Source organism: Streptomyces sp. NPDC008163 (assembly GCF_042956885.1).
In the GTDB taxonomy this organism is placed as follows: Bacteria; Actinomycetota; Actinomycetes; order Streptomycetales; family Streptomycetaceae; genus Streptomyces; species Streptomyces drozdowiczii_A.
In genome coordinates this window covers 108174-121818 of sequence record NZ_JBIBHG010000012.1, presented here as the reverse complement: position 1 = coordinate 121818, position 13645 = coordinate 108174, and the positions used below count along the sequence as shown (strand labels likewise).

The 13645-nt window shown below is 71.6% G+C and carries 11 protein-coding genes and 2 tRNA genes; 5 read left to right on the top strand and 8 right to left on the bottom strand.

Features of this window, described 5'->3' with window-relative positions:
- Positions 1-14 precede the first annotated feature (14 nt).
- From ACFZAT_RS25555 to ACFZAT_RS25530, 6 genes are all read right to left on the bottom strand, one after another.
- Positions 15-1664 (bottom strand): long-chain-fatty-acid--CoA ligase, encoded by a 1650-nt coding sequence (locus ACFZAT_RS25555; RefSeq protein WP_391267493.1) that lies wholly within the window; start codon positions 1662-1664, stop codon positions 15-17.
- A 168-nt stretch (positions 1665-1832) separates the two neighbouring features.
- On the bottom strand, positions 1833-2444 hold the full coding sequence (locus ACFZAT_RS25550) for a SigE family RNA polymerase sigma factor (RefSeq protein ID WP_391267491.1): 612 nt from the start codon (positions 2442-2444) through the stop codon (positions 1833-1835).
- Positions 2445-2697: 253 nt separating this feature from the next.
- The gene (locus tag ACFZAT_RS25545; RefSeq protein ID WP_265542945.1) at positions 2698-3009 is read right to left on the bottom strand and encodes a hypothetical protein; all 312 of its coding nucleotides are present in this window, start codon (positions 3007-3009) and stop codon (positions 2698-2700) included.
- 233 nt (positions 3010-3242) lie between these two features.
- Positions 3243-3316, bottom strand: a tRNA-Trp gene (locus ACFZAT_RS25540).
- A gap of 81 nt (positions 3317-3397) precedes the next feature.
- Positions 3398-3482: transfer RNA gene (locus ACFZAT_RS25535), tRNA-Ser, on the bottom strand.
- A 53-nt stretch (positions 3483-3535) separates the two neighbouring features.
- Entirely contained in the window at positions 3536-5044 is a 1509-nt protein-coding gene (locus ACFZAT_RS25530) for a trypsin-like peptidase domain-containing protein (RefSeq protein ID WP_391267489.1), read from the bottom strand.
- Between the two features lie 190 nt (positions 5045-5234).
- Between ACFZAT_RS25530 and ACFZAT_RS25525 the strand changes: the two genes are divergently transcribed.
- The 3 genes from ACFZAT_RS25525 to ACFZAT_RS25515 all read left to right on the top strand — a co-directional run bounded on the left by ACFZAT_RS25525 (position 5235) and on the right by ACFZAT_RS25515 (position 7969).
- Complete coding sequence (locus tag ACFZAT_RS25525; protein WP_391267488.1) at positions 5235-6071, top strand: glycerophosphodiester phosphodiesterase family protein; 837 nt, start codon at positions 5235-5237, stop codon at positions 6069-6071.
- A gap of 336 nt (positions 6072-6407) precedes the next feature.
- On the top strand, positions 6408-6872 hold the full coding sequence (locus ACFZAT_RS25520; RefSeq protein ID WP_391267742.1) for an ATP-binding protein: 465 nt from the start codon (positions 6408-6410) through the stop codon (positions 6870-6872).
- Between the two features lie 131 nt (positions 6873-7003).
- Positions 7004-7969, top strand: a complete 966-nt coding sequence (locus tag ACFZAT_RS25515; protein WP_391267486.1) for a DUF5926 family protein — start codon at positions 7004-7006, stop codon at positions 7967-7969.
- Positions 7970-8574: 605 nt separating this feature from the next.
- Here ACFZAT_RS25515 and ACFZAT_RS25510 read toward each other — a convergent pair.
- Entirely contained in the window at positions 8575-9279 is a 705-nt protein-coding gene (locus tag ACFZAT_RS25510; protein WP_391267484.1) for a bifunctional DNA primase/polymerase, read from the bottom strand.
- A 596-nt stretch (positions 9280-9875) separates the two neighbouring features.
- On the opposite strand from ACFZAT_RS25510, the gene ACFZAT_RS25505 reads away from it, so the two are divergent.
- Positions 9876-11246 (top strand): SpoIIE family protein phosphatase, encoded by a 1371-nt coding sequence (locus ACFZAT_RS25505; RefSeq protein WP_391267482.1) that lies wholly within the window; start codon positions 9876-9878, stop codon positions 11244-11246.
- A 98-nt stretch (positions 11247-11344) separates the two neighbouring features.
- Entirely contained in the window at positions 11345-12805 is a 1461-nt protein-coding gene (locus ACFZAT_RS25500) for an aminopeptidase P N-terminal domain-containing protein (protein ID WP_391267480.1), read from the top strand.
- 36 nt (positions 12806-12841) lie between these two features.
- On the opposite strand, the gene ACFZAT_RS25495 is transcribed toward ACFZAT_RS25500, so the two are convergent.
- Complete coding sequence (locus tag ACFZAT_RS25495; RefSeq protein ID WP_391267478.1) at positions 12842-13387, bottom strand: ATP-binding protein; 546 nt, start codon at positions 13385-13387, stop codon at positions 12842-12844.
- Positions 13388-13645 lie beyond the last annotated feature (258 nt).

Here is a 13645-nt window from a genome sequence, read left to right as displayed (position 1 = left end):
GTACGGGGACTCACTCAGAGCTGAGTGATGTCCAGCTCGCCCTGCGCGTACTGCTTGCGGATGACCTTCTTGTCGAACTTGCCGACGCTCGTCTTCGGCACGGACGGAATGACCGACCACCGCTCCGGCAGCTGCCACTTCGCGATGCCGGACTCGGCGAGGAACGCCCGCAGCGCGTCGTAGTCGGCGGTGGCGCCCTCCTTGAGGACGACCGTGGCGAGCGGACGCTCACCCCACTTCTCGTCCGGGACGGCCACGACGGCGGCCTCCGCGACGTCCGGGTGGGCCATCAGCGCGTTCTCCAGCTCGACGCTGGAGATCCACTCACCACCGGACTTGATGACGTCCTTCGCCCGGTCGGTGAGCGTGAGGAAGCCGTCCTCGCTGATCACACCGACGTCACCGGTCTTCAGCCAGCCGTCCTCGCTGAACTTGTCCTCCGGACGCAGCGCCTCGCCGTCCGCGCCGCCGTAGTACGCACCGGCGATCCAGGCGCCGCGTACCTCCAGCTCACCGGCCGACTCGCCGTCCCACGGCAGGTGCTCACCGCCCGGGCCGACCAGCCGCGCCTCGACACCGGCCGGGAAGCGGCCCTGGGTGACGCGGTACGGCCACTCCTCCTCCGGGGTCAGTCCGGCGGGCGGGTTGGCCATGGTGCCGAGCGGCGAGGTCTCCGTCATGCCCCAGGCGTGACAGAGGCGCACGCCCAGCTTGTCGTACGCCTCCATGAGCGAGGGCGGGCAGGCGGCGCCGCCGATCGTCACGTTGGCCATGGAGGTGAGGTCACGCGGGTTGGCGGTGACCTCGGCGAGCAGACCCTGCCAGATGGTCGGCACCGCGGCCGCGTGCGTCGGGCGCTCGCGCTCGATCATGTCGGCGAGCGGGGCGGGCTGGAGGAAACGGTCCGGCATCAGCATGTTGACGCCCGACATGAACGTCGCGTGCGGCAGTCCCCAGGCGTTCACGTGGAACTGCGGGACTACGACAAGGGTGGTGTCCTTGTCCGTCAGGCCCATCGACTCGGACATGTTGACCTGCATGGAGTGCAGGTAGATCGAACGGTGCGAGTAGACGACGCCCTTCGGGTCCCCCGTCGTGCCGGAGGTGTAGCACATCGCGGCGGCCTGGCGCTCGTCCAGCTCCGGCCAGTCGTAGCTGGTGGGGCGGCCGGCGAGCAGTTCCTCGTAGTCGTGCACGCGCACCGTCGCGCCGTCCAGGACGGAACGGTCACCGGGACCCGCGACGATCAGGTGTTCCACCGACGTCAGCTGGGAAAGCAGCGGCGCGATGAGCGGCAGGAGGGAGCCGTTGACGATGACGACCTTGTCGTCCGCGTGCTTGACGACCCAGACCAGCTGCTCGGCGGGAAGACGGAGGTTCAGCGTGTGGAGGACGGCGCCCATGGACGGGATGGCGAGGTACGCCTCCACGTGCTCCGCGTTGTTCCACATGAGCGTGGCAACGCGCTGATCCGCGTCGATCCCGAGTTCGTCGCGCAGGGCGTTGGCGAGCTGGGTGGCGCGCCGGCCGATCTCCGCGAAGCTGCGCCGGTGCGGCTCCGGCTCTCCGGTCCAGGTCGTGACCTGCGACTTCCCGTGAATCGTCATCCCATGCGTCAGGATGCGGGTGACAGTCAGCGGTACGTCCTGCATGGTGCTGAGCACGGCGTCCTCCCGGTGGGCGCTACGCGGCAGTAGGGTTCCGCTGATTCTGCGCACATACCGCTTGGTATGTCACTACTTCCGGGGGTACGAATCGGTGTCGCCCCGCAATGTCACACCACCCGGGACCGGGCAGGATCATCCTGTTCCGCCTCCGCGGGAGACCACCGCTCAGCGGTCCGAGGTCAGCTCCGGGTCCTCACGGAGCTTGCCCAGCGCCCGGGAGACCGCGCTCTTGACCGTGCCGACGGACACCCCGAGCACCTCGGCGGTCTGCGCCTCGCTCAGGTCCTCGTAATAGCGCAGGACGACCATCGCCCGCTGGCGGGCCGGCAGCTTCAGGACCGCGCGCCACATCGCGTCGTGCAGCGACTGCCGCTCCGCGGGGTCGGGGCCGGGAACGGCCTCCTGCTCGGGCAGTTCGTCACAGGCGAACTCGTCGATCTTGCGCTTGCGCCACTGCGAGGTCCTGGTGTTCAGCAACGCCCGGCGGACATAGCCGTCGAGGGCACGGTGGTCCTCGATCCGGTCCCAGGCGACATAGGTCTTGGTGAGCGCGGTCTGCAGCAGGTCCTCGGCGTCGCTCGGATTGGCGGTGAGCGAGCGCGCCGCCCGCAGCAGCACCGGACCGCGCGCCTGCACGAACGACGTGAAGGAGGGGTACGGGAGATGCGGCGCCGCCGACGTGCGCGCGGCGTGCCCGGCGCGGCCGGGGGCGCCCGGCGTGTAGGTGCGTACCGGTGCGGCTCCCCTGCGGGCGATCGTGCGGACTGGCGTGGTCATGGCTCCACGCTAGGAGCGGGGCCCGCATCCCAAATCGCCCCCAGGTCCCGAAACCTCGTCCGCCTCAGGGTGTAGGACCGGGCCCCCATCGACCTCCTGTAGGTGGAGGGGGGTGTACCCGGGGCCTCGGGGTCAGCCCTGAGGCGGACGGACGGCGGACGGCCCGCCCGTGCGCCTCGGTGGCGTACGGGCGGGCCGCCGGGTGCGTCCGTCGCGGTCCGGCCCCCCGACCGGGCCGCGAACGGCGCGGGGCTCACCAGAGGTTCGTGAAGTTCACCGCCAGGTTGTGCGTGGACTGGTCGATATTGGTGAAGGCGGACCCGTTCACCTGCGCGGAGGTGCTCTGGTTCGACGCTCCGGCACCCGTCGCCTGCTGCTGCGAGGTCGAGGAGTTGCCCGCGTTGTCCCGGCCGACCCCGCTGCCGCTGATGGTGGCCACGCCCGCGTTCGATCCGCTGCTCGCGAAAGAGCCGTTGTCCGCCTGCGCCACTCCGCCGAGGAGAACGGCGGCCAGCGGCAGCGCGGCAGCGACGGCGAGGACACGAGCGGTACGGATGCTTGCCATGTCTGTTCCTCCAGGAACCGGAAGTAGGGCTGAGGCTGGACCCGGGCCGGCGGCCGACCGCCCGGTGCTGATCACGACGTCGCGGACCAAAGCTGCCCACCGCCGTACCGGCGAACCACCCACAGCTTCCGGTTCCCCCGCAAGCGTGAGAACCCCGAACCAAACCCCCGGCCTGGGGCGAACTATGCGCCCAGCGCCCGCATGAGCGTCCTCGGACGAGGGAAAGGCGGAGGCGGGCCCGACCGGATTCGAACCGGCGTCCTCACGGTTTTGGAGACCGCGCGCGACGACCTCTGCGCTACGGCCCCGCCCCCACCGGCATCCTAGGAGCCCCGCACCCATACGAACGGCCCCCGGCCGATTCGCCCGGTCGGGGGCCGTTCATCTGCGGTGGGTGTGGGATTTGAACCCACGGTGACTCGCGCCACGACGGTTTTCAAGACCGTTCCCTTAGGCCGCTCGGGCAACCCACCCCGCGCCGGTGCGGTCGGTGAGGACCGGTTCGGCGCGGGGACAGCCTAGCCGGTCAGTTGTCGCCCTTGCGCTCGCCCAGGGTGACTTCGGCCGTCGCCGTCTTGCCGTCGCGCTCGTAGGTCAGGGTGACGCGGTCGCCCGGCTTGTGGGTCCAGATCTCGCCGATCAGGGTGGGGCCGCTGTCGACGACGGTGTCGTTGAACTTCGTGATGACGTCGCCCGCGCGCAGGCCCGCCTTGGCCGCCGGGCCGTCCTTCGTGACCGCCTCCGTGCCGCCCGTGCCGCGTTCCGCGATGACGGCGCCGCCGCTCTGCTCGTCCATCGTCACCGTGGCGCCGATGACCGGGTAGACCGGCTGGCCGGTCTTGATGAGCTGCCGGGCGACGTTCGTCGCCTGGTTGATCGGGATCGCGAAGCCGAGGCCGATGGAGCCCGCCTGGCTCTGGCCGGAGCTGCCGGTCGACTGGATCGCCGAGTTGATGCCGATGACCGCGCCGCCCGAGCTGAGCAGCGGGCCGCCGGAGTTGCCCGGGTTGATCGAGGCGTCGGTCTGCAAAGCGCTCATGTACGAGTTGCTGCCGCCGTTGCCGTCACCGGAGGCGACCGGGCGGTTCTTCGCGCTGATGATGCCCGTGGTGACCGTGTTGGAAAGGCCGAAGGGGGCGCCGATCGCGATGGTCGAGTCGCCGACCGCCACCTTGTCCGAGTTGCCCAGCGGAAGCGGGGTCAGGGACTGCGGCGGGTTCTTCAGCTTGATCACGGCGACGTCGTAGCCCTGGGCCCGGCCGACCACCTCGGCGTCGTACTTCTTGCCGTTGGAGAACGTCGCCGTGAGCTGGCCGCTGTCCGCCGCGGAGGCCACCACGTGGTTGTTCGTGAGGATGTGGCCTTCCTTGTCGTACACGAAGCCGGTGCCCGTGCCGCCCTCGCCGTCACCGCCCTGCGCCTCGATCGTCACGACGCTCGGCAGCGCCTTCGCGGCGACCCCGGCGACCGTGCCCGGGTCCCGCTTGAGGTCCTGCGGGTTCGCCGACGCGGAGACCGTGGTCGAGCCGGCGTCGTCGTTGCGGTCCGCGGCCCAGTAGCCGAGGGCACCGCCGATGCCGCCCGCCACGAGCGCGGCCACCACCACGGCCGCCACCAGGCCGCCCGCACCGCGCTTGCGCGGCGCCTCGGGCGTGTGCGTCCCGCCGGGCGGGCCCCACACCGGACCGCCGCCGCTGCCGTGCGCCCCCTGGGCGTACGCGGGGACGGCGGGCGGCGGCGGGGGCCAGCCCGCGTCGGCCGCGGACTGCGGCGGGGGCGGGGGCGCGTACTGCGGGTTCGTCGGGTAGGCGGCCGTCTGCGCGGTCGCGGGGTCGGGCGCGGAGGGGGCGGGCGGGGCGGCCTGGTGATCGGGCGCCTGCGCGGCCGGCTGCTGCCGGGTGGCCGTCTCGTCGGCGTGGGAGGCGGCGGGGGGCGCGTCCTCGGGGTGCGCCTGGGGAGCGTCGGCCGGCACGGGAGGTACGGACGGGGCGGCCTCGGCCGCGTTGCCCTCGTTGCCCTCGTTCTCGGTGCTCACAGCTCTTTACTCCTCGGTTCCACATCAGTCATTCGGCAAGAGATCCGCTGTGTACGTGTCCGCAGTCAGCTTTTCCCACGACACGTCAGGCCACTGTAAGCAGGACCTGTGCATCTGCGCACGACCCTTACATCGGACAAAACGGCCCCGCGTCGCAAGGTGTGCACGGCCGTGTTCCCGCGGTGACACCATGACCCGGGTGAACCGAGGACGGCAGCAGCATCCCATTCAGGTCATCGCCCACCGGGGCGCGTCCGACGACGCCCCCGAGCACACCCTCGCCGCGTACCGGAAGGCGATCGAGGACGGCGCCGACGCCCTGGAGTGCGACGTACGCCTCACCGCCGACGGCCACCTCGTCTGCGTGCACGACCGCAGGGTGAACCGTACGTCCAACGGGCGCGGCGCGGTCTCCGCCCTGGAGCTCAACGCCCTCGCCGCCCTCGACTTCGGCTCCTGGAAGGACCGCGACGACACGGAGTCACCGGACTGGGACCCGGTGCCCGGGGAGCTCACCTCCGTACTCACCCTGGAACGGCTGCTGGAGCTCCTGGTGGAGACGCGGGCATCCGGGCGGCCGCTCCAGCTGGCCATCGAGACCAAGCACCCGACCCGCTGGGCGGGGCAGGTCGAGGAACGCCTTCTGCACCTGCTGAAACGCTTCGAGCTCGACGCGCCACCGCCGGCCGGCGCCCCTTCGCCAGTACGCGTCATGAGTTTCTCGGCCCGCTCGCTGCACCGCGTCCGGGCGGCCGTGCCCCATCTGCCCACCGTGTACCTGATGCAGTTCGTGTCGCCCCGGCTGCGCGACGGACGGCTGCCCGCCGGGGCGCGCGTCGCCGGACCCAGCGTCCGGATCCTGCGCAGCCATCCCGGCTACGTCGAGCGGCTCCACCGGGCCGGGCACCGGGCGCACGTCTGGACGGTGAACGAGCCGGAGGACGTCGACCTCTGCGTACGGCTCGGTGTCGAGGCCATCATCACCAACCGCCCCAAGCAGGTCCTGGCCCAGCTCGGCCGTTCGTGACAGCGGCGCACACGGTCGCGCCTTCACACATTGCCGCGTCTTTACGTATCAACGCATCAGCCCATCTGCTCATCAGGAGATCAGCTACAGGGAGTACACCGGCGCACTCGGACCGTGTCTGTTCGTGACGAGTGCGTCACTGACAGCCCCCTGGCCGGTTTCCGGCACAGCTCAGGAGGGCATCCACTCCGTGGCGTGGGGGCAAAGGAGGTCTCGGGGGTGGCGTTGGTGGTGGCACAGGAGGTGCCCACGTCGTCGAGCATGGCCGTTCCCCATGGCCCTGCAGGCGTGGGCCAGGCGCGGCACCGGATGCGCGAGCAGTTGCGCAGCCACGGGGTGTCGGATTCGGTCGTCGACGACGCGGTGCTGATTCTTTCCGAGCTGCTCAGCAATGCCTGCCGGCACGGCAGGCCACTGGGCTGGCAGACCGAGACGGGAGACGGCGACGTGCGCGCCGCCTGGCGCGTCGACAGGACGGGCGGACTGACCGTCGAGGTGACGGACGGTGGCGGCCCGACCCGGCCGATTCCGGCAACCCCCTCGGTGACCGCTCGCGGCGGCCGGGGACTCAACATCATCAGCGCCCTGGCCCAGGAGTGGGGCGTACGGGACGACGCACCGGGCGAGGTCACCGTCTGGGTCCTGGTCGACGGGGGCCGCGGCTCGCGCGGCGCGCGGGGCAGCGGACGGCCGGCCGGGATGACCGGGCTGCCGGGCACGCCCACGGCCGCCGTCGTGCCGGGTCTCGAAGGGCTGGATTTCAGCGGCGCCTTCGACGACGCGTTCGACGACGCGGGCTGAACACCCGGGCGGCCCGGACGGGTCGCGTACGTGGACCGGGCCGGCCGGCGCGGCAGTGGTGCCGCGGTGAGCGGCGGGGCGACTAGGCTCGCGGGCCAGACCGCACTGTCGCAATCGGGAGTTAGCCCACCATGGCGAAGAAGCGCCCTCAGACCAAGGCCGGGAAGCAGCAGCTCAAGGACGGCGAGATCCCGGTGGTCGGGGCTCGTGAGCCCTGCCCGTGCGGTTCGGGCCGCCGCTACAAGGCGTGTCACGGCCGCGCTGCGGCACAGGCGGTGACCGAGCTGGTCCAGCGTCCGTTCGAGGGCCTGGCCGGCGAGTGCGACTGGGTCGCGCTGCGCGAGCTGGTCCCGGCGGCCACGGCCCCGCTGACGCTCAAGGGCGGCCTGCCCGAGGGCGTGCCGTCGGTGACGCTCGCGACGGTCCTGCCGATGGCGTGGCCCGCGCTGCGCCGCGACGACGGCTCCGTCCTGCTCGCTCTGCAGAACGACACCTCCTCCGGTGACCTCAGCCGGGACCTCGCGGACACGCTGAGCCGCGCGCTGGAGGCCGAGCCCGGTTCGCCCGTGGCCGCCCGCCGTGTGCCGGCCGACGGTCCCCGGCTGCAGGACCTCCTGGACAACGAGGCGCCCTTCGAGCCGGTCGTCCACTCCGGCTTCGAGTTCTGGGTGCCGGACTCGGAGAACGCCACGGCCGAGGTCTCCGCCTCGCTCGAACGTGCGAACGAGGCGGCGATCCCGACCGCCCTGCTGTCGGGCGTGGACGCCGCCTACTGGTGCGAGACGCCGGAGAAGAACCACCTGCGCTGGGTCATGCCGCACGCCGAGGAGCAGCTCCTCGACGCGCTCGCCCGGCTGCACGCGGCGGGCGAGTCCTCGCTCGGCGAGGGCACCCGGCTGGTCGGCTCGTTCCGGGCGCACGGGCTGATGGTCCCGGTCTGGGACCTGCCGAGCGCGATGGGCGCCGAGGACTGCGAGAAGCCCGCCGCCGCGTTCGCGGAGCGGCTCGCGACGGCGCTCGCGTCGGACGCGCCGCTCACCGCCGAGGAGCGACGGGCGCGCGGCGGTCTCACCAATCGCCAGGTGACGCTCAGCTGACCGTGACCGCGGCTCGGCCGGGAGGTGACTCCCGTCACAACTCGCCGTACTGGCAGGTAAATCGCTGTCCGAATACGCGAGATCGAATTTGCGAACGGCAGATCTCTTGTTACGGTTCAAGAAGCCCGGTCGCTGGTGCATCCCCCGTCGCCAGCGATCGGGCATCCTCATTTCCGGGTACGGCGCGCTTCGCGCTCCCGGAGCACACAGGCCCGTGTACGGGTCGCTCCCGGACCGCCCCGCCTCTCACTCGCCCCAGCTCCTCCGGGCAATGGTCCCGCGTCAGCCCTCCGGCCCAGGAAGCCGGTTGGACCTGCGCCGGGACGAGAAGAGCCCCGAACCGCCATCAGAAAGCCTCGCCCCGACGGGTTTTGCGGCGCCCGAATTCCTCGGCATCACCGACACCTCCGGACAAACGGATGCGCCACAAGCAACCCCGCCGTTTACCCGGAAATCGTGAAGCAGGACGGACGGAAGTGGGCGGAGCGAGGAAGAACGGAAGGGATTCACCGGAGATCGGACAGAGAAGCGACAGAACTCCGTAATGAATGCCGTCTGAAAGAACACGCACGCATCAGAATCTGGCCAACCCTGCCCCCAACCGCTCAGTGCGTAAGTCTGCTGCCGCCGTCCGGGGCACTCGTGCTCGCCTCGACCAGGGCGTCCAGCACGGCCTCGACATCCGGCAGCCAGGGCGCCACGCCAGGCGCGGCGTCGGCGCCCTTGGGGCGTGAACCCGGAGTGCGCTCCGGCGCACGCTCCCAGCGGACCTGCCCCGTGCCGATCTCCGAGGGCGGCAGGACGACATAGCCGCCCTCCCCGTGGAACCGCAGCGAGCTGGGCACCCGGTCCTGTGCGTACAGCAGCTCGCCGAGCCGTTCCAGGGTGTACGGGGCGACCAGCAGCGCCCACCGGGTGGGCGTCGCCACCACGGGGCCCAGGCGCAGCCCCGCCCGGTCGAGCGCGGCCAGGGCGCGGGCACCGGCCACCGCCGGCAGGCTCAGGGCGCAGGGCGCCCGGCCGCCCGTGGCGAGCAGCACCGGCGCGGTCGGCCGGTTCGTCCACCACCAGCGCACCATCCGGGCATCGGTGGTCGCGGCGAGCAGTCCGGGGTCGAAGGGGTGCGCGCCGGGCACCGCGCACTCGGGATCGGGGCACGCGCAGCGACGGCCGAGGTCACCGCTCCCGCGCAGCCCCGCTCCGGGGAGTACGGGCCACTGCCACTCCGTGGCGCAGGTCAGGGCCGCGTCGAGCCGGGCGGAACCGCCCCTGCGACCGGGCCTGCGTCGCCTTCCGAGGATCTCGCGCATGAGCGCTCGTTCCTTTCCGTTGAACGCCGAGGGTCCGCCTCGCATCGTGCGTGGTCACACCATGCCTGCGGATCTTCTGGGTGTACGTGCTCGTCGAGCCTGCGGTACGGGTCGTTCGTCGGTACCGAGCGTGAGCCGTGCTGAGCCGGATCGAGCTGCTTGCGGTCGGCATCGTGGCGAGGTGCGGGACGCACGGCGCTGCTGCGGTCCGTGCGCGCGGCCTCGCCACTCGGGGGTGGGGCGCGGCCGTCACAAGAGAGGACGCCCGGGCCTGCTGCCAGGTTCCGGGGGCGGGCGGGGCCACCCCTGGACATCCAAAGAATTACGTACCCAGCATGCCCGGAATGACGCGCCCCAGGGACTTCACCCGGAGGTGCACCCCCGTTGGGGCAGACCCAGTCGATCGCTAATACACACGGCAAGGTTCGTTTTTCGGCCAAGTTGATTAGGGCGCGGACACCGGGTTTTCCGGGGGGACAATGCTGGACATCGCCTCACTTGTGCGTGTACATGTGGATGCACTGGTAGCGGCGCAGAATGACATGGGGGTTTGCGATGCTATTCGACGGAACAGACCGCTCGGAAAGCCGGCGACCATGAGCGCTCCGCACCTGCCAAAAGTGGCTGGAATCGATCCCACAGTTCCGGTTTCGGATGAGACTGCCGGGCCGATCGAGGTACTGCCCGCCGCACCCGGCGCCTTCATCCAGGACCGGCTCGCCGGCTGGGTCTCCGACCTCACCACGCTCCACGAGCTCACCGAGCGCCTGGCCGGAACCAGCAGCCTGGACGACGCACTGCACGAGTTCCTCGACGCCGGGGCCGCCCTCGTCGGCGCCCGCCGGGGCCTGGTCGCCTTCGAACCGTCCGACCGGCGCGGCCCCGTCAGCACCATCGGGCTCGGGCTGGCCCACGCCGAACTGGGCCAGATCGAGACCGTGCCGCGCAGCGCCACCTCGTACGGACGCATCCTGGAGGGCCTGCCCAACCCGGACGGCCCGCTGACCACCCCCGACCTGCTCGGCGACACCGGTCTGGACCCCCGAAGACGCGAGGTCGCCGCCCGCCTCGGCTACGCCGCCAGCTACGCCCTGCCCCTCGCCACCGCGACGACCGGACGGCTCGGCGCCGCCGTCTGGCTCTACGACGAACCCGCGGAACCCCTGGAACGCCAGCGCCACCTCGTCGGCCTGTACGCCGGATACGCCTCCGAGCACCTGTCCCGCCTGCTGGAACTGGAACGGGCCAGGGCGGACGTCGCCACCGTGACCGAGGAACTGCTGCCCACCCGGCTCCCCCGGATCCCCGGCGTCCAGCTCGCCGTGCGCCACGAGGTGGCCCCGCAGGGCGGGGGCGACTGGTACGACGCGCTCGCCCTGCCGGAGGGCGCCCTCGGCCTCGCCGTCGGATCGGTCGGCGGCTCGGGCCCCGGCGCGCTGGCCGCCACGGGACGGCTGCGCGCCGGACTGCGCGCGTACGCGGTGATGGAGGGCGCGGACCCGGTCGCCGTGCTCTCCGACCTCGAACTGCTGCTGCGGCTGACCGAGCCGGCCCGCTCCGCGACCGCCCTCTTCGCGTACTGCGAGCCGGCCCGCCGCAGGATCCTGCTCGCCGGGGCCGGACACACCCCGCCCCTGATCGTCGGCGAGCGCCGCACCGCGTACGTGGAGACCACGCTCTCCGCCCCGCTGGGCATGCTGTCCTGCTGGGAGGCGCCCAGTGTGGACATCACGCCCGCCCCCGGCGAGACGGTTCTGCTGTACACCGACGGGCTGCTGCGCCGGGCCGGCGACTCGATGGACCGGGCGTACGCGCGTCTCCATTCGGCGGCGGCGAGCGTCCCCAGGGCACTGCGCGCGGACGCCGCCGCGGTGGCCGACCACGTGGTGCGCACCGTGCTGCCGGACGGGGCCGGGCGGGCGGACAGCACGGAGGACGTGGTCGTACTCGCGGCCCGGTTCGACTGAGCCGGGACCTTCCCGTGTAAGAGGTCTTCCGGCCCTGGGCCCCCTTCCGTACGCCCGTACGATGGAGGAGGTCCAGCGTCGTATCAAGGAGAACAGTCGTGTCTGAGGAGTTCCCGGAGACCCCGGAGACCGAAGAGACAGAGCCGGTCAAGCAGCGGAAGAACGGCCTGTACCCGGGCGTGTCCGACGAGCTCGCCGCGAGCATGCAGTCCGGCTGGGCCGACACCGAGCTGCACGGTCTGGAGCCGATCGCCCAGGCCGGTCACACCGCCGACCGCCGCGCCGCGCTGTCCGCGCGCTTCCCCGGCGAGCGGCTGGTCATCCCCGCAGGCCGGCTGAAGACCCGTTCCAATGACACCGAGTACGCCTTCCGTGCCTCCACCGAGTACGCGTACCTCACCGGTGACCAGACGCAGGACGGCGTCCTCGTCCTGGAGCCGACGGACGACGGCCACGAGGCGACCGTCTACCTGCTGCCCCGCTCGAACCGCGAGAACGGCGAGTTCTGGCTCGACGGCCAGGGCGAGCTGTGGGTCGGCCGCCGCCACTCCCTCGCCGAGGCCGAACAGCTGCTGGGCATCCCCGCCAAGGACGTGCGCGAGCTGCCCGCCGCGCTGGCCGAGGCCACCGGCCCCGTCCGCAACGTCCGCGGCCACGACGCCGGCATCGAGGCCGCCCTCACCGACAAGGTGACCGCCGAGCGTGACGAGGAGCTGCGGGTCTACCTCTCCGAGGCGCGCCTGGTGAAGGACGCCTTCGAGATCGCCGAGCTGACGAAGGCGTGCGACATCACCGCACGCGGCTTCGAGGACGTCGTGAAGGTCCTCGACAAGGCCGAGGCCACCAGCGAGCGCTACATCGAGGGAACGTTCTTCCTGCGCGCCCGCATCGAGGGCAACGACATCGGGTACGGCTCGATCTGCGCCGCGGGACCGCACGCCACCACCCTGCACTGGGTGCGCAACGACGGCGCCGTCCGCTCGGGCGAGCTGCTGCTGCTCGACGCCGGGGTGGAGACCAACGACCTCTACACGGCCGACGTGACCCGCACCCTTCCCATCAGCGGCACGTTCACACCGCTCCAGCGCAAGATCTACGACGCGGTGTACGAGGCGCAGGAGGCGGGTATCGCCGCGGTCAAGCCCGGTGCCGACTTCCGCGACTTCCACGACGCCGCGCAGCGGGTCCTCACCGAGAAGCTCGTCGAGTGGGGCCTGCTCGGCGACCTGTCGGTGGAGAAGGTCCTGGAGCTGGGCCTCCAGCGCCGCTGGACCCTGCACGGCACCGGCCACATGCTCGGCATGGACGTCCACGACTGCGCCGCCGCGCGCACCGAGGCGTACGTGAACGGGACGCTGGAGCCGGGCGTCTGCCTCACCGTCGAGCCGGGTCTCTACTTCCAGGCCGACGACCTGACCGTGCCCGAGGAGTACCGCGGCATCGGCGTCCGGATCGAGGACGACATCCTCGTCACCGAGGACGGCAACCGGAACCTCTCGGACAAGCTGCCCCGGCAGGCCGACGAGGTCGAGGCGTGGATGGCCCGGCTCAAGGGCTGATCCGCCGCCTGTCGTACGTACGGAGGGGCGCCCCGCTCAGGACACCATGAGCAGGGCGTCCTTCCGCCATTTCAGGACCTTGTCGAAGCTCACGACCGCGCCGGCGCACCCCGGGCGGTTGCCGAAGTGGACGTGGTCGGCGAGCTGTTCGATCAGGCACAGGCCCCGTCCCTCCTCGGCGGTGACGGGCGGATACGACGCGTACTGCGGGTCCGGCAGTCCGCTCCCGGACTGCCGCTCCAAGGTGTGAGGACCGCCCCCGGTGGGAAAACCGGGCCCCGAATCGGCGACTTCGATGCGGCACTTCTCGCCGTCCAGATACGCGGTGACCCGGTACTGGCCACTGGCCGTGGCCGACGGATCCTCCCAGGCGTCCCGGTCCTTCACGGTGCCGCCGGAGGTGGCGTCGTACTCCCCGCCGTGCTCGACCGCGTTCGCACAGGCCTCGCTCAGCGCGAGGGACAGGTCGAAGCAGACGTCCGGATCCACGCCCGCGGATTCCATCGTGCCGACCAGGAACCGGCGGGCGAGCGGCACGCTCGCAGCGTCGCGCCGCAAATGGAGTGACCACCAGATGCTCATGCTCCGGCCTCCTGGTTGCGGCTAGACATACCGCTACGTATTGCCGCACCGGGGCGGTCGTAAGCACGCGCGTGCTGTGATCCCGCCCAATCGGCGGATAGCCGGATGCGGCCACACCGGTGTATTCCGGTCCCACACGCCGGTCACGCCGGGCCCCGGAGCCGCCGGAACCCGCGCGAACGGCCCTGCTCACACCCATTACGGCCGGAAGACGACCTTCCGGACCTGCCGTACGGGGGCGGGGTGCCGGGTGCGATG